Origin of the sequence: Bacillus sp. MUM 13, assembly GCF_001866725.1 — a bacterium.
In the GTDB taxonomy this organism is placed as follows: domain Bacteria; phylum Bacillota; class Bacilli; order Bacillales; family DSM-1321; genus Peribacillus.
This window is the reverse complement of record NZ_MLYQ01000009.1, coordinates 1-15603: the sequence shown is the minus strand read 5'-3', so window position 1 is coordinate 15603 and position 15603 is coordinate 1. Positions and strand designations below refer to the sequence as shown.

Sequence of the window (15603 nt, the reverse complement as noted above, 5' to 3'; positions counted from 1 at the left end):
ACGATAGGCAGTTGAACTAAACAGACTGAAGCCGGCAGTTTAGATAAAAAGAGAACTTTCGGTGCCGGTTAAGGGGTAAAGGTGATTTCATGGCTAATGATCAAATAATGACAGCCGAGCAGGTTGTTGAACGGGCAAAACGATACCTTTCAGAAGATGATGCTGCCTTTATTCACAGGGCATACAAATTTGCTGAGCATGCTCATCGTGAGCAATTCCGCAAATCTGGCGAACCGTATATCATTCATCCGATCCAAGTTGCGGGAATATTGGCTGACCTTGAAATGGATGCTTCGACAATTGCCGGAGGATTTCTTCATGATGTAGTGGAGGATACGGACGTTACGCTCAAGGATCTTGCAGACAGCTTCAGCGAGGAAGTGGCAATGCTCGTTGATGGCGTAACCAAGCTCGGAAAAATAAAATATAAATCCAAAGAAGAACAGCAGGCAGAAAACCACAGGAAAATGTTTGTTGCCATGGCCCAGGATATCCGGGTCATTTTGATTAAACTTGCCGACAGACTGCATAATATGAGAACGCTCAAGCATCTTCCTCATGAAAAGCAGCGCCGGATTTCAAATGAAACACTCGAAATTTTCGCTCCTCTGGCACATCGTCTCGGAATCAGCACGATCAAATGGGAGCTGGAAGATACAGCCCTTCGATACTTAAATCCGCAGCAGTACTACCGGATTGTGAACTTGATGAAGAAAAAACGCGCCGAACGCGAGCAATATCTTGAAGAAGTCATTGATGAAGTTCGTGAACGCGTAGACGAAGTCAATATCAAGGTTGATATTTCAGGCCGCCCTAAACACATCTACAGCATATACCGCAAAATGGCCCTTCAGAATAAACAATTCAGCGAGATTTATGATTTGCTTGCCGTGCGTATTGTGGTGAACAGCATCAAGGATTGCTATGCGGTTCTTGGGATTATCCATACATGCTGGAAGCCGATGCCAGGCCGGTTCAAGGACTATATTGCCATGCCGAAACCGAATATGTACCAATCTCTTCACACTACGGTAATCGGTCCAAAAGGCGACCCGCTTGAGGTTCAAATCCGGACGACCGACATGCACCGGATCGCAGAATACGGGATTGCGGCTCACTGGGCTTATAAAGAAGGAAAAGAAATCGATGAACAATCTTCGCTTGAAGATAAGCTGACATGGTTCAGGGAGATTCTTGAGTTCCAGGATGATGCCACAAATGCAGAAGAATTCATGGAGTCTCTTAAAATTGACCTATTTTCGGATATGGTGTTCATTTTTACGCCAAAAGGCGATGTCATCGAACTGCCGTCAGGTTCCAATCCGATTGATTTTGCGTATCGCATTCACTCGGAGATCGGAAATAAAACGATCGGTGCCAAGGTGAACGGCAAAATGGTCCCGCTTGACCATAAACTTGCAACCGGTGATATCATCGAAATTTTGACAAGCAAGCATTCATACGGTCCGAGTCCGGATTGGCTCAAGCTCACCCAGACCTCACAGGCTAAAAATAAGATCCGCCAGTTCTTCAAAAAGCAGCGCCGTGAGGAGAACATTGAAAAAGGCAAAGAGCTTGTTGAAAAAGAAATTAAAAACATGGAATTTGATTTGAAGGAAGTCATGACCGCCGAAAATATCAAACGAGTTTCTGAGAAATTCAATTTTTCAAATGAAGAAGATATGTACGCGGCTGTCGGGTATAACGGCATAACGGCTCTTCAAATTGCAAACCGGCTGACTGAAAAGCTGCGGAAGAAAAAAGAGCAGGAACAGGAACCGACCATTTCGGAAGCAGTTTCTGAACTTAAATCCTTCCATAAGAACAAGAAAAGGGAATCCGGAGTGCGGGTGCAGGGCATCGATAACCTGCTGATCCGGTTATCCAAATGCTGCAATCCGGTGCCTGGGGATGATATTGTCGGCTTCATTACTAAAGGAAGAGGCGTATCCGTCCACCGCACCGACTGCTCTAACCTTGAAACAGACGAAGCGGAAAACCGCCTGATTCCTGTTGAATGGGAAAGCTCATTAAATGACCGCAAGGAATATAACGTAGACATCGAAATCTCAGGCTATGACAGAAGAGGCCTGCTGAACGAGGTGTTGCAGGCGGTCAATGAAACAAAAACAAATATTTCTGCGGTGTCCGGAAAATCTGACCGCAATAAAGTCGCGACCATCAACATGTCGATCCTGATTCATAACATCAGCCATCTGCAGAAGGTCGTCGATCGGATCAAGCAAATTTCTGAAATTTATTCTGTAAGAAGGATCATGAACTAAGGAGTCTGGTAGCATGCGTGTCGTTGTACAGCGTTCAAAAGCAGCAAGAGTGATTGTGAATGATGAAACAATAGGAGAAATCGAATCTGGCCTTGTGCTCCTTGTCGGGGTCACACATGGCGATACAGCAGAAGATGCCGCATACCTCGCTGACAAGATTGCCAACCTGCGCATCTTTGAAGATGAAAATGAAAAAATGAATTTCTCTCTCATCGATGTTGGCGGGGCTGTCCTTTCGATTTCCCAATTCACCCTGTACGGAGACTGCAGAAAAGGCAGGCGCCCAAACTTCATGGAAGCGGCCAGGCCTGAAGAAGCAAACAGCATCTATGAACTTTTCAACGAAGAATTCCGCAAAAAAGGAATCGTCACTGAAACTGGCCAATTCGGCGCCATGATGGATGTACAGCTAACGAACGATGGACCGGTAACCCTGATTATTGACAGTAAAGAGAAGAAATAAATAAAGCCTGCAGCGTAAAAGCTGCAGGCTTTATTTATTTGAAGTACCGGGCCAGCCCCGTATAAATGCTTTGTGCCAGGGTTTCCTGGTAGGAATCTGATGTGATCATGACTTCCTCGGCCGGATTGCTCAGATAGCCTAGTTCGATCAAAGCAGCGGCACGTTTGTTTTCGCGGATTACATGGTAATCTCCAACGCGCCAGCCGCGGTTTTTGACTTGCAGCGAGGATTGCAGGGAGCTGTTTAAGGCCATCGCAAGCTGCTTCTGGTAGTCATGATAATAATAAGTGGTGAGCCCGCTGACAAGCTCATCATGTGTGCTGTCATAATGCATGGAGACAAAAGCATCGGCATTATGGATATGTGAGGTTGCAACACGTGAAGTCAGAGGGATATATGTATCATTGCTTCTCGTTAAAATGACATTGGCACCAGCTGCCCTAAGCTTGGCGCTTACCAGGAGGGCTGTCCGGAGTGTAAGGTTTTTCTCAAGAGTGCCCCTCATGCCGGTTGTGCCGTTATCTCTGCCTCCATGTCCCGGATCAAGTACAATGGTTTTGCCTGTGAGATACTTTTCAATGCCTTCTTTTTCAATTTGCTGCATGCTTCCCTTTATCGAGATGACCCAGCCTGCTACATAGGCGGTTTTTCCTGATGAAAGCTGAATTTTGCACCAGTTCTTCTTTACATCAAGTATTTTATAGGTCTCGCCAGTATGGGCGCGTTTTACAATGGCAGCATCCGTATCCGGGCTTTTACGGATGCTTGTACCGTCGTGGATAATTTCTGCTGTACTGTTTTTAAAGTCAGCTTTTTTCGGTGTTTGTGCTTTCACATTCTCCCTGACGGTAAACCAGTTCATCACCCAGCCTGATTTAGAATCGGATATTTTGATTTTCGTCATATTGCCTAACTCGTCCAGGATCGGAAAGGTCTTTCCCGAATGGACAACTCCGATCACCTTGCCTAATAGGGAAGGAGTTTCGTGGACAATCAGCTCATCTGCCGTGATTTTGGCCACCGCATCATGTTTTTGTTTCTTTTTGTCACCATTTATTTGTATGTATTGATGTGAAACCCAGCCTGCAGTATTTTCAGCCTGAATTTGCACCCAACCCTCTTCTTCGCTGATTACAGATACAATTTCATTTTTGCCAAGCTTTCCGAGCACCCCTCCGTTAAGCGAAGGTGCTGAGCGAAGATTGATATGATTTCCTGTTATGGTTCCTGTTTTTCCTGAAGAAGACTGCTGCTTTTCTTTCTTCTTCTCTTTTTCCTTCACACCAGCCGTGATGAAATCTGCCGAAATCCAGCCATTATATTCCTTTGAAGCGATGGACACCCAAGTTCCGCTGGTTTCGATAATGCTGACCGCGGTTCCTTTTTTTAGTTTGCCGACGATCTGAAAATCAGTGCCTGGCCCTGTTCTGACCCGGACTGAGCTCCCTGTAATAGTGCCCTTTCCTCGGCTTAGGGCGGTTTCTGTCTGTTCTTCACTGGATGAGGCAGATACCAGCCAGTTTGCGACCCAGCCTTCACCCGAGCTTGTATGTATCTTATACCAGTCTCCATCTTCACCGGCTACCTCGTAGTTTTCACCCGAGGATATTTTTGTGATCACCGGAAATGTTAAACCCGGTCCCTGACGCACATTCACGGTCCCTGAAGGCACTGTGATGTTTTTGCTGCTTTCTCCTTTAACATTCAGCGATGGCACAAGAAAAGTTAAAAGCAGGAGGGCTGTAAGTATAGCTAACACTCTGTTTTTTCTCATCTGTTCATATAGGCCTCCTTTTTTCCACTTCTGTAATTTCTATAAAAAAATGAATTTCCCTGCAAAAAAACGCTGAGAAAGGGAAGAATAGTCATTGTGGCTTATATATCGGCAGGAAATGGAAAGTATTGAAGGAGGATGGACACATGAAGTTCAGCGAAAAAGGACAGGTGAGCCTGCATGGCGCCAATCAGTTGGCAGGTGTGGATTTCCGGGATTTTACCCAAAAAGAACAAAGCGGAATGGAGTTCAGTACAGAATTCGGGATGAATGTCAGGGCCGTTAAAAAACTGAAAAATAAAAAAGGAAATTAAGATTTCGCAGAAACCAGTCTTGACAATTAGACCGGGTGTCTTTATGATTAGAACATTATATTACATATCAACCAATAACCAATGATGGAGAACAGTAGTTAAGAACCACATGAAAAGAGAGGAAATGCCTCAGGCTGAAAACATTTCCGCATGCTGCCTTAATGAATGAACACTCCGTAGGCTTCACTCTGAAAAAGATATCTTTAGTAGGAGATGGACGTAGACAGGCGTTAACTGTTTTAAAGAGGAAGCATGATTCTGTGCTTCAACTAGGGTGGCACCACGGGAATTCAAACTCTCGTCCCTTGTAACGATGATGTTACACGGGACGGGAGTTTTTTGTTTTTACCATGAAAAAATGCAAGGAGGAAAATTCATGTCGATTCAGATACCAAGAGGCACCCAGGATATATTGCCTGGCACTTCAGAGGTTTGGCAATATATAGAAAACAAAGCTAGAGAGCTTTGCAGACGCTATCAGTATAAAGAAATACGGACACCGATTTTCGAGCACACTGAGCTTTTCCTTCGCGGAGTAGGAGATACGACGGATATTGTGCAAAAAGAAATGTACTCCTTCAAGGACCGCGGCGACCGGGATTTAACGCTTCGTCCGGAAGGTACCGCTTCAGCTGTACGATCATATGTGGAAAATAAAATGTTCGGCTGGGCCAACCAGCCTGTAAAGCTTTATTATGTGGGCCCGATGTTCCGCTATGAACGCCCGCAGGCAGGACGCTTCCGCCAGTTCGTCCAATTCGGTATCGAGGCATTGGGAAGTGCAGATCCGGCCATTGATGCTGAAGTCCTTTCCCTTGCAATGAACCTGTACAAAGAGCTTGGCTTAAAAAAGCTGAAGCTTGTATTGAACAGTCTTGGCGATAAAGAAAGCAGAACAGCACACCGAAATGCGCTTGTTGCACACTTTGAACCGCGAATCGATGAATTCTGCAGTGACTGCAACAACCGCCTTCACAAAAATCCGCTGCGCATTCTGGATTGCAAAAAAGATCATGACCACGAATTGATGAAAACAGCTCCTTCCATTTTGGACTACCTGAATGAAGAATCTGTGGCTTACTTTGAAAAGGTGAAACAGCACCTGGATGATTTGGGCATTGAATATATCCTGGATCCTACACTTGTCCGGGGGCTTGATTACTATAACCACACCGCGTTTGAAATCATGAGCGATGCAGAAGGCTTCGGCGCTATTACAACATTATGCGGCGGCGGCCGGTACAATGGCCTTGCTGAAGAAATCGGCGGCTCGGATGCACCGGGAACACCAGGGATCGGCTTTGCATTAAGCATCGAGCGGCTGATTGCGGCATTAGAGGCTGAAAAGGTAGAGCTTCCGATTGAACAGGGCATCGACTGCTATCTTGTTTCATTAGGAGATGCTGCAAGAGATTATACCGTTAAACTTGCCTATCAGCTGCGGAATGCAGGCTTTGCTGTTGAAAAGGATTATCTCGACCGCAAAGCAAAGGCTCAATTCAAATCAGCGGACCGTCTTGGTGCAAGATATGTGGCTGTTCTTGGCGATGATGAGCTTCAAAATGACAAGATTAATTTAAAAAATATGGCAACAGGCGAGCAAGTAGAAATGGCGCTTGAGTCATTTGTAGAAGAATTTAAAAAGCAGCAATCCTGAGGAGGAAACGAAATGTTTGGGAGATCGTATTTCTGTGGTGAAGTCACTGAACAAGCAATAGGTGAAAAGGTTACATTAAAAGGCTGGGTACAAAAAAGAAGAGACCTTGGCGGATTGATTTTCATCGATCTTAGAGACCGTTCAGGAATCGTCCAGGTTGTTTTCAATCCGGATGCTTCAAAGGAAGCGCTGGAAACGGCTGAAAAGATCCGTACCGAGTATGTGCTTGATATTACAGGCACAGTGCTTGCAAGGAGCGAAAGCAACATCAACAGCAATATCGCGACTGGGAAAATCGAGGTTTCTGCTGATTCTGTAAGCATTATTAATGAAGCAAAAACTCCTCCTTTTACGATTGCAGACAAAACGGAAGTATCCGAGGATCTTCGCCTGAAATACCGTTACCTGGATCTGCGCCGCCCGGCCATGTTCGAGACGCTGAAGATGCGCCACCAGACAACGAAAGCAGTCCGCGACTATCTGGACAGCGAAGGCTTCCTTGATATTGAAACACCAATTTTGACAAAAAGCACGCCAGAAGGAGCTCGTGACTATTTGGTGCCAAGCCGTGTGCACGAAGGCGAATTTTACGCATTGCCGCAATCTCCTCAGCTATTCAAGCAAATGCTGATGGTTGCAGGCGTTGAAAGATACTACCAGATTGCCCGCTGTTTCCGTGATGAAGATTTGCGTGCAGACAGACAGCCTGAATTTACGCAAATCGATATTGAAACAAGCTTCCTGAGCCAGGAAGACATCATTAAGATGACAGAAAACATGATGGCGAAGGTCATGACTGAAGTGAAAGGTCTTGATGTAAACCTTCCTTTCCCTAGAATGACGTATGATGAAGCAATGAGCCGCTATGGATCGGATAAACCGGACACACGCTTTGCTATGGAATTGATTGATCTTTCCGAGCTTGTAAAAGACAGCGGATTTAAGGTATTCTCTGGTGCTGTTGCAAATGGAGGACAGGTTAAAGCCATTAATGTGAAAGGCGGAGGTTCCGCTTATTCCCGTAAAGACATCGATGCTCTTGGCGAATTCGCTGCTGTTTACGGAGCAAAGGGCCTTGCATGGCTTAAAGCTGAAGAGGGCGCTGTAAAAGGGCCAATCGCTAAATTCTTTGACGAAGAAGCACAAAAAGCGCTGCTTGCCTCCACTGAAGCAGAAGACGGCGACCTTCTCCTGTTTGTAGCTGATAAGAAAAGCATTGTGGCAGATGCCCTTGGAGCGCTGCGTATTAAAATAGGAAAAGAAAGAGGATTAATTGACTCAAGCCTGTTCAATTTCCTGTGGGTGACAGACTGGCCGCTTCTTGAATATGACGATGAAATGGGCCGTTATTTTGCCGCTCACCATCCATTCACAATGCCATTCCGTGAAGACCTGGATAAGCTTGAAAGCGACCCTGCTAGCGTCCGCGCACAAGCCTATGACCTAGTTTTAAATGGCTACGAACTTGGCGGTGGATCACTTCGTATATTCGAACGCAGCATTCAGGAAAAAATGTTCGAGGTATTAGGTTTCTCTGCTGAAGAAGCAAATGAACAATTCGGATTCTTGATGGAAGCCTTTGAATATGGCACGCCGCCGCACGGAGGAATCGCCCTTGGACTTGATCGCCTTGTCATGCTGCTTGCAGGCCGCAGCAACCTGCGCGACACCATAGCATTCCCGAAAACTGCAAGTGCAAGCGACCTGTTAACAGCGGCTCCAAGCAGTGTAAGCGACAGCCAGCTGAAGGAACTTTCCCTTAGCATCGCACCAAAAAAACATGAATAATGTCCTAGATCATATCTCTTGAAAAATAGTCTGACAATATGATAAGATACATTCAATAGCAAGAGTCCTGATGTGTACGTTCTTTAACCTATAAGTTTTGACCGAACACTTATAGTTACGGGAGCCCCTAGTTTCCAGGCTGCGTAAAAGCCTTCCCTCGAGGAGGACTTACAGAAGCCCAGAACCGAGCACCCACCTGCGGAGAGCGGGTTCAAAACGAAGGCGTAAACGGCACAATCGGGACTCTTGCCTTTATATTGTCTAATCCAACCCCCAGTACTGAATGTGCTGGGGTTTTTTTGTTTGGCTCTTTTCTTTAAGATTGTTGTTTTTTTAATTTGTTATGTGAGGCGTTCACATTCTCAAGTCAGGTTGATTGGAGCGTAAGGTGCGAGACTCCTGCGGTCACCGGCTGCCCCGCGGAAAGCGAGCATCCTTAAGCGGAAATCAGCCACCTTGTTTTATAGCAGCAAAGTTTTCAAGTCTTTACTTTTTATCTTATTATACGATATAATCGCATTATAAGATAAAAAGGAGAGGTGTTAATGAACAGCAAAGTTTCACTCTTAAACCAATATTGGACAGACATATATTTTCATTTACATTATCCCCATAAAGAAAAAATCTCCCACCAAGTGATCAGGATTCTTCAGCTTGTTGATAAGCAGAAAGAGATAGGGGTAAATGAAGTAGCTTCATACTTACAAGTTTCCCATAATACAGCCTCAGAACATGTTAAAAGAGCGATTGAGAAAAAATATTTAACAAAGGAAAGAGATCCTATTGATGAAAGAAAAGTAATTCTTTTTTTAACGGATCCTGGTAAAGAAGTTTTACATAGAAATACGAGTTTAGATGAAGAAAAATTGGAGAGTGTTTTGAAACAACTAGACCAAAATGAAGTGAATATAGTAGAACAAGCCTTGAAAATTTTAAGTGAGCGGGCAAAACAATGTATGTAATAACAAAAATAATTGCTTCAGCCATCGTTATCAGTATTGTTACGGAAATTTCAAGAAGGTTCCCTTCGTTTGGAGGAATAATAGCTGCTCTTCCGCTTGTCAGCTTACTTAGCATTATATGGCTGTATGTTCAAGGAGAAGAAACAGCAACATTAAGCAAGTTTGCCCTAGGAGTGCTTTGGGGATTTCCTGCAACTGCTGTTTTGTTAGTAACTGTTTATCTGGCCCTGCAAAGCTCCATTCATTTATTTACATCAATTGGTTTAGGAGTAGCAAGCTGGCTGGTATTTTTATGGGTTCAAGATCATGTCGTAAAATATTTAAAAGTTCTATTCTTCAATTAAAACTGAGATAATGAGGTGTTTCTGTTGATAAAAGGGTTATATGAAGCGCATTTGCCAATAAGTAACTTAGAAAACTCGATTTCGTTTTACAAAAAGCTAGGATTGGAAATTGCCTATAAACAAGAGAAGCTAGTGTTTTTCTGGATTGCAAAAGGAGAGAGCTGGCTGGGATTGTGGGAAACGGAACGAGTAGAGGTCCCATATCATCCTTCCTTACGCCACATAGCATTTTTTGTAGACACAGCGGATATTCTGCATGCGAAACAATGGCTAAATGAAAAAGGAATTGCCATTCGCACATCATTTGGTTTTGATGAACATCATCAGCCGCTTGTATTGCCTAACAATCCTCAAGCACATGCTGCCATCTACTTTGATGATCCGGATGGCAACTCCATTGAACTGATAACTCCAATACGATTGGATACAGAAGAAGATTTTGAAATGATGACATTTGAAGAGTGGCTGAAACGCCAGTAAATCTTAATTTTTCTCTATATCATAGAGTAGGTATCCTAGCTCACCGGATTTTTTTGAAAAGGACTCGCATGGAAGTTGAATTTCGTAAGAAACTAGACTGGTTTTAAACTCTGGACAAACATTTAATACGCTTTTCTATGTTAAACAATATGGTTGATTTTTTAACCAAAATTAAAGGAACTTCCGTTTTTAGGAGTTCCCTTTTGATTATTCCATTAAAGCTCCGATTCTTGAGGTCTTATTTAACATTTACAATGATATTATCAAAGTATTTATCGCCCAGATAAATTAACAGTGCCCATTTACCTGATTCGGGCAACCTCATATTTGAAGGAAGGTGAGCGTCTGCACCGTTATTTGGTCCCGCAGGTGAACTATATGTCCAAACGTGTTGGTTTTCCTGTGTAAGTACAGGAACTAATTTTTCGCTATCCTTCTTTATACCTATCAGTGTTAATTCACCATCTGGTAACTCACCCCAAAAATGCCACATATATTTATTTCCTTTATTTTCTATTAAGGGAGCATCAATGAACCCAACTTTGTTTGGGATTCCACGCATAGTATAATTACCCGCCTCGAATGTTTCACTTACTTCCCAATCAATTTCTTGAATAATTTTCTCATCAACCTCTATTGGTGGGGTCATTTCGTCATTCTCTAATGTGTTTACTGAAGCATTCTCAACAGCAGGTTTACTTTCCTCATTATCATTTTCACACGCAAAAAGCATAAGGCATAGCACTGCTAACAAAATACAATGGATGAACTTCATTTTTACCTCCCTTAAAATTTTTACTTACTCGAGCAAACACGCTTTTCTTGAAAAGGAGTTTATTATTTGTAAAATTCTGATAATATCAGTTTATCATAGGTTTCTACTGTTGAGAACAAGCAACTTTCTATTAACATTTTGCTTACGGTCACATCGTTGTTATGAGTTCTTCTTGTAGGCATCTTCAACTAATATAGTTTAAGTGTAACCGTTCATATATTTCAATTTAATCATTGATTTTAAATAGACACAGAGTAAACATACACTTCTTTTCCCCATTTATTTATAGTTTTCATCACCTGCATACCAATTCGTTCAGCGACTTTCGTTGAAGGGATATTGTTTACATCGGGCAATGAGACCATTCTATTTAATTTTAATTGTTCAAATCCGTAATTCTTACACGCTAAAGCTGCTTCTGTTGCATATCCTTTCCCCCAGACACGCCGAACAAATAAATAACCTATCTCCATCTCAATTACGCCATCTACTTCTTGAGGTACAATACCACATTGTCCAAGGAAATCTCCAGTTACTTTATCTTCGACTATCCACAAACCTACCCCATATTCTTTATAATTTTTTAGGGTCCAATTAATCCATTCCATTGTTTCACTTTCGTTTTTGGTTGAAGGATAATATTTCATTGCTACTGGGTCCGAAAAGATTTCCATCAAATTTGAAGTATCATCTTTGGTCATTCTTCTTAAAATTAACCTTTCCGTGCTTATAGCTGGATTGTCCATTTTTCTATCCTCCTACGTTTATTATTATGTGAATTCTACCTAATTAATGGTATATCCTTTGGTAGAACCTTATTCCACTAACCAGCCACTTTAGTTCCGTAAGATAAAAGTTTGCCGCAGCAACTTCCTTATTGAAATAAACCAGCTAATAGGAGTCACCCGTTAGTCAAAAGGTAAAAATTTGTTTCTTTTAAATAATTTCCTTATTAACTCATCACCCAAAAGCAACGCAATTGCACAAATAACCAAAAACCACCAACCGTAACCTTTCCAGCATGTTGTTGCTATAACTGATATTGCAAAATACCACGCATATTTTACTAACCAATATAAATCCCTCATTTTTAATGCCCTTCCTAAAGCAGGTTTCCTATCATTATTTTCTACACTTTATTTTAGTCTTATTTAACAAACCTGCCCGTTTTGCCATAAGAAAAAGGCTGCCGCAGCTCCCCTTGTTATTGAAGTAAAGCAGCCGTTAGCTCATTGTCGCCTTATGCATATTATGTAAATGATTTAATCTTTTAAAATTTTTCTTTAGTAATAAAGTTCCAAATAAATGCAAAAATATAAAACACTGTAAAACAGACGATTAATTTAATTAATTGGTTAAGTATCCACATATTCGATATTTCTACATCTTTCATAGAGTCCAAAACAACATAGATAATAAATATTGTTATAAACAATTTTTTATCCATAAATTCACTTCTTTCCGCCCTGAAAAGGACTCTCATAACTCTTAGATTCAGTAAGAAACTAGACTAATTTTAAACGCTGAACAAACATTTGATACGCTTTTTTAGCAAAACACCCATAGTAAGAAGAGCTACCCTCGATGATGGTTGAAAATAAAGGATTTTCACTTTAATAATTTCCAATTAAATGGATAATAGTTCCGAATAAAGCCCCATTCGAGCCAAATAGCCCCTGATTAGAGCGAATTCGGAGTCCATTCGAGCGAAATCAGGGAGGATTCAAGCGAATTTCACTGAGAGAAAAATAGAATTCAGCAAGCATCCTATTCAAATGGTTTTTTCTGAAAAGGACTCTCATAGATCTTAGATTCAGTAAGAAACTAGACTAATTTTAAACGCTGGACAAACATTTGATACGTTTTTTTGCAAAACACACGTTTTAAGGAGAGCTTCCTTCGATGGATGGCTGTAATTACAGGTTTTACACCTGGGTAATTTCCAATTAAATGGATAATAGGTTCAAATAGAGCCCCATTCGAGCCAAATAGCCCCTGATTAGAGCGAATTCGGAGTCTATTCGAGCGAAATCAAATGTGATTGAAGCCAAATTATTTTTTCAACAAGCCCTCCTTTTAAAGATTGTTGTTCTTTAATAAGTTCAGTAAGGCAATCCCATTGTTAAATCTGGTTGATTGGAGCGTAAGGTGCGAGACTCCTGCGGGATTAGCGGGAAAGTTGAGACCCCACAGGCGAAGCCGAGGAGGCTTAACGCCCGCCCCGCGGAAAGCGAGCATCCTGAAGCGGAAATCAACCACCTTATTCCTAAAAAGCAAAGTATACGCCCTTGAACCCGCCCTTGTAATTCCGAGGAATTTGCTTGTTTTTAGCGAGGTTTATGATATATTCATCTATGGGAATTATAAAGATTAAGACAATTATATGGAGTTGAACTGACTATGCTGCATCAATTTTCGCGTAATGAGCTAGCTATAGGAAAAGATGGTCTTGAGACTGTAAAAAATACAACGGTTGCCGTTCTTGGCATTGGCGGAGTAGGTTCATTTGCTGCTGAGGCGCTTGCCCGCTCTGGAGTTGGGCGCTTGATTTTGGTGGACAAAGATGATGTGGATATCACAAACGTCAATCGCCAGGTCATTGCCCTGCTTTCAACGGTCGGCCAGCCAAAGGCAGATTTAATGAAGGAACGCATCAAAGATATCAATCCGGACTGTGAAGTCATTTCACTCAAAATGTTTTATACAGAAGAAACATACGAAGAATTTTTCAGCTATGGCCTTGATTATGTAGTGGATGCTTCAGATACAATCATGTATAAGCTTCATTTAATGAAGGAATGCCTTAAGCGTAACATCCCGATGATCTCAAGCATGGGAGCTGCCAACAAGATGGATCCAACAAGATTCCAGATTGCCGATATCTCCAAAACGCACACCGACCCGATTGCCAAAGTAATCCGCACAAGGCTGCGCAAGGAAGGCATCAAAAAGGGTATTCCAGTCATTTTCTCTGACGAAAGCCCTATCGTAATTAAAGAAGAAGTACGGAAAGAAGTCGGCAACGATGCTGCCAAAATCCGGAAAGCACAAATGCCGCCTTCCTCAAATGCATTCGTTCCGTCTGTTGCCGGACTGATTGCCGCAAGCTGGGTCATGCGCGAAATTTTAAAAGACATCCCGATTTCCCGTGTGAATGATTAAAAATTACTATAAATTTTGAAACTGTTTCCTATAGGGAACAGTTTCTTTTTTATTCTTTTAAAATAACATCTCCACGCCACTGTTCCTTCACCGGGAAGTATTAAGCTTATCCGCTCCCTCTTGGCAAAATCCATGAAACCCCACAATCCTTTGTATAACAAGCAAAAGGGTAACCATTTGGACAGAATAGTTTTTCTTATAAGCTCACGTGTGCTGTGCAAACGTTCGCTTTTTTTTACATGAAAAATAGTATCTAGACGGATTCGTATTTATGAGATAAAATATTTTCAGAATATTATTTTTATTCACGCTATTATGTTTTAACTTTTTCCAAGTAGTACATAGGAACTATTACTAAGGGGGTTTTTAGATGAAAAAGAAAAAGCTTGCAGGAATGGTATTATCATTTTCACTGGCGGCAGGCGTGCTGTCCGGATGCGGAGCTGCCAGCACAGGCGGTTCAGGCGGAGGAGATACAATTAAGATTGGCGGAAACCTTGAGCTCTCAGGCGGGGTTGCTTCATACGGCCAATCCGTAAACAAAGGGGTAAAGCTTGCGTTCGAAGAAATTAACAAAAAGAAAATAAATGGCAAAAAGCTAAAGCTGGTCGCTGTGGATAACAAATCAGAAGCTGCAGAAGCAACAAACGGCTCAATCAAACTAGTCAGCCAGGATAAAGTTGCTGCTGTCATCGGTGCTGCAACAAGCACGAACACGCTGGCACAGGTCCAGATTGCAGACACCAATAAAGTGCCGCTGATCACACCGACAGGAACGAACCCGGATATCACATCAAAAGGCGGAAAAGTGAATGATTATGTATTCAGGACATGTTTTATCGATCCATTCCAGGGAACAGTTGCAGCAAACTATGCCATCGATACACTGAAAGTCAAGACGGCAGCCATTTACATTGATAGTGCGAGTGACTATTCTAAAGGACTTGCTGCAGCATTCAAAAAAGCATTTACGGAAAAAGGCGGCACAATCGTAGGTGAAGAAGCTTACCAGGCGAAGGATACAGATTTCCGTGCCACACTTACACGCCTTAAAGCGAAGAAGCCAGAATTCATCTTCCTTCCAGGCTATTATGAAGAAGTCGGCCTGATCCTGAAACAGGCCCGCCAGGCAGGAATTGAAGTACCATTCATGGGCGGAGACGGCTGGGATTCTCCGAAACTTACAGAAATCGCCGGTGCTGATCCTTTGAAAAACACATTCATCACTAATCACTATTCTGCAGGCGACAAGGACGAAAAAGTACAAAAATTCGTTGCCGCATATCACAAAAAATACAACGAGGACCCGGATGCATTCGCAGCACTTGGCTATGACACAGCATACTTCCTAGCTGATGCCATCAAACGCTCTAAAGATGCAAGTCCTGAAAAAATCAAAAAAGCTCTAGAAGAAACAAAGGACCTTTCCCTTGTATCCGGCAAGCTTACACTGGATAAAGAACACAACCCAATCAAATCAGCGGTTATCCTGAAATACGTCGACGGCAAACAAACATATGAAACCAAGGTAAACCCATAATATAAAGCGCAAGCGCCTGAACAAAGGAACAAAGACTAAGAACGCCGCGTCCTGCGGCA

General features: G+C 42.5%; 13 protein-coding genes, 1 other RNA gene, 1 pseudogene and 1 other annotated feature. Of the genes and pseudogenes, 11 read left to right on the top strand and 4 right to left on the bottom strand.

Annotation, left to right across the window (positions count from 1 at the left end; translation table 11 throughout):
• Positions 1–89: 89 nt before the first annotated feature.
• Both BIV59_RS03260 and dtd read left to right on the top strand, forming a co-directional pair.
• Entirely contained in the window at positions 90–2285 is a 2196-nt protein-coding gene (locus BIV59_RS03260) for a RelA/SpoT family protein (protein ID WP_071350018.1), read from the top strand.
• Between the two features lie 13 nt (positions 2286–2298).
• Positions 2299–2748: a D-aminoacyl-tRNA deacylase gene (gene dtd, locus BIV59_RS03255; protein WP_071350017.1), complete on the top strand. Its 450-nt coding sequence runs from the start codon at positions 2299–2301 to the stop codon at positions 2746–2748.
• Positions 2749–2782: 34 nt separating this feature from the next.
• Here the strand turns inward: dtd and BIV59_RS03250 are convergent, their stop codons facing one another.
• Positions 2783–4522 carry an N-acetylmuramoyl-L-alanine amidase family protein gene (locus BIV59_RS03250; protein ID WP_071350016.1) on the bottom strand — a complete coding sequence of 580 codons (1740 nt, stop codon included), beginning with the start codon at positions 4520–4522 and terminating at the stop codon, positions 2783–2785.
• Positions 4523–4668: 146 nt separating this feature from the next.
• On the opposite strand from BIV59_RS03250, the gene BIV59_RS23485 reads away from it, so the two are divergent.
• The 7 genes from BIV59_RS23485 to BIV59_RS03220 all read left to right on the top strand — a co-directional run bounded on the left by BIV59_RS23485 (position 4669) and on the right by BIV59_RS03220 (position 10067).
• Positions 4669–4836, top strand: a complete 168-nt coding sequence (locus BIV59_RS23485) for a hypothetical protein (RefSeq protein ID WP_170846073.1) — start codon at positions 4669–4671, stop codon at positions 4834–4836.
• 72 nt (positions 4837–4908) lie between these two features.
• Positions 4909–5145, top strand: a binding site (T-box leader).
• A 67-nt stretch (positions 5146–5212) separates the two neighbouring features.
• Positions 5213–6493 (top strand): histidine--tRNA ligase, encoded by a 1281-nt coding sequence (gene hisS / locus BIV59_RS03245; RefSeq protein WP_071350015.1) that lies wholly within the window; start codon positions 5213–5215, stop codon positions 6491–6493.
• A 12-nt stretch (positions 6494–6505) separates the two neighbouring features.
• Positions 6506–8281 (top strand): aspartate--tRNA ligase, encoded by a 1776-nt coding sequence (gene aspS, locus BIV59_RS03240; RefSeq protein WP_071350014.1) that lies wholly within the window; start codon positions 6506–6508, stop codon positions 8279–8281.
• A gap of 61 nt (positions 8282–8342) precedes the next feature.
• Positions 8343–8529: non-coding RNA, 6S RNA (gene ssrS, locus BIV59_RS03235), on the top strand.
• 297 nt (positions 8530–8826) lie between these two features.
• Positions 8827–9243 (top strand): MarR family winged helix-turn-helix transcriptional regulator, encoded by a 417-nt coding sequence (locus tag BIV59_RS03230; RefSeq protein WP_071350013.1) that lies wholly within the window; start codon positions 8827–8829, stop codon positions 9241–9243.
• Entirely contained in the window at positions 9234–9587 is a 354-nt protein-coding gene (locus BIV59_RS03225) for a DUF3147 family protein (protein WP_071350012.1), read from the top strand. The genes BIV59_RS03230 and BIV59_RS03225 overlap by 10 nt, the downstream gene beginning before the upstream one ends.
• A gap of 24 nt (positions 9588–9611) precedes the next feature.
• Positions 9612–10067, top strand: coding sequence for a VOC family protein (locus BIV59_RS03220; protein WP_071350011.1), 456 nt, complete (start codon positions 9612–9614; stop codon positions 10065–10067).
• 238 nt (positions 10068–10305) lie between these two features.
• Here the strand turns inward: BIV59_RS03220 and BIV59_RS03215 are convergent, their stop codons facing one another.
• From BIV59_RS03215 to BIV59_RS03210, 3 genes and pseudogenes are all read right to left on the bottom strand, one after another.
• Positions 10306–10842, bottom strand: a complete 537-nt coding sequence (locus tag BIV59_RS03215) for a DUF4871 domain-containing protein (protein ID WP_071350010.1) — start codon at positions 10840–10842, stop codon at positions 10306–10308.
• Positions 10843–10904: 62 nt separating this feature from the next.
• A pseudogene (locus BIV59_RS24360) lies at positions 10905–11012 on the bottom strand (IS1595 family transposase); the annotation flags it as partial.
• Positions 11013–11081: 69 nt separating this feature from the next.
• The gene (locus BIV59_RS03210) at positions 11082–11588 is read right to left on the bottom strand and encodes a GNAT family N-acetyltransferase (RefSeq protein WP_071350009.1); all 507 of its coding nucleotides are present in this window, start codon (positions 11586–11588) and stop codon (positions 11082–11084) included.
• A 1654-nt stretch (positions 11589–13242) separates the two neighbouring features.
• On the opposite strand from BIV59_RS03210, the gene BIV59_RS03200 reads away from it, so the two are divergent.
• Positions 13243–14004 carry a tRNA threonylcarbamoyladenosine dehydratase gene (locus tag BIV59_RS03200; protein ID WP_071350007.1) on the top strand — a complete coding sequence of 254 codons (762 nt, stop codon included), beginning with the start codon at positions 13243–13245 and terminating at the stop codon, positions 14002–14004.
• Positions 14005–14374: 370 nt separating this feature from the next.
• The gene (locus BIV59_RS03195) at positions 14375–15544 is read left to right on the top strand and encodes an ABC transporter substrate-binding protein (RefSeq protein ID WP_071350006.1); all 1170 of its coding nucleotides are present in this window, start codon (positions 14375–14377) and stop codon (positions 15542–15544) included.
• Positions 15545–15603 lie beyond the last annotated feature (59 nt).

Coding starts and splice junctions, on each gene's coding strand:
- BIV59_RS03260 (WP_071350018.1), top strand. CDS start 90: ATGGCTAATGATCAAATAATGACAGCCGAGCAGGTTGTTGAACGGGCA.
- dtd (WP_071350017.1), top strand. CDS start 2,299: ATGCGTGTCGTTGTACAGCGTTCAAAAGCAGCAAGAGTGATTGTGAAT.
- BIV59_RS03250 (WP_071350016.1), bottom strand. CDS start 4,522: ATGAGAAAAAACAGAGTGTTAGCTATACTTACAGCCCTCCTGCTTTTA.
- BIV59_RS23485 (WP_170846073.1), top strand. CDS start 4,669: ATGAAGTTCAGCGAAAAAGGACAGGTGAGCCTGCATGGCGCCAATCAG.
- hisS (WP_071350015.1), top strand. CDS start 5,213: ATGTCGATTCAGATACCAAGAGGCACCCAGGATATATTGCCTGGCACT.
- aspS (WP_071350014.1), top strand. CDS start 6,506: ATGTTTGGGAGATCGTATTTCTGTGGTGAAGTCACTGAACAAGCAATA.
- BIV59_RS03230 (WP_071350013.1), top strand. CDS start 8,827: ATGAACAGCAAAGTTTCACTCTTAAACCAATATTGGACAGACATATAT.
- BIV59_RS03225 (WP_071350012.1), top strand. CDS start 9,234: ATGTATGTAATAACAAAAATAATTGCTTCAGCCATCGTTATCAGTATT.
- BIV59_RS03215 (WP_071350010.1), bottom strand. CDS start 10,842: ATGAAGTTCATCCATTGTATTTTGTTAGCAGTGCTATGCCTTATGCTT.
- BIV59_RS03210 (WP_071350009.1), bottom strand. CDS start 11,588: ATGGACAATCCAGCTATAAGCACGGAAAGGTTAATTTTAAGAAGAATG.
- BIV59_RS03200 (WP_071350007.1), top strand. CDS start 13,243: ATGCTGCATCAATTTTCGCGTAATGAGCTAGCTATAGGAAAAGATGGT.
- BIV59_RS03195 (WP_071350006.1), top strand. CDS start 14,375: ATGAAAAAGAAAAAGCTTGCAGGAATGGTATTATCATTTTCACTGGCG.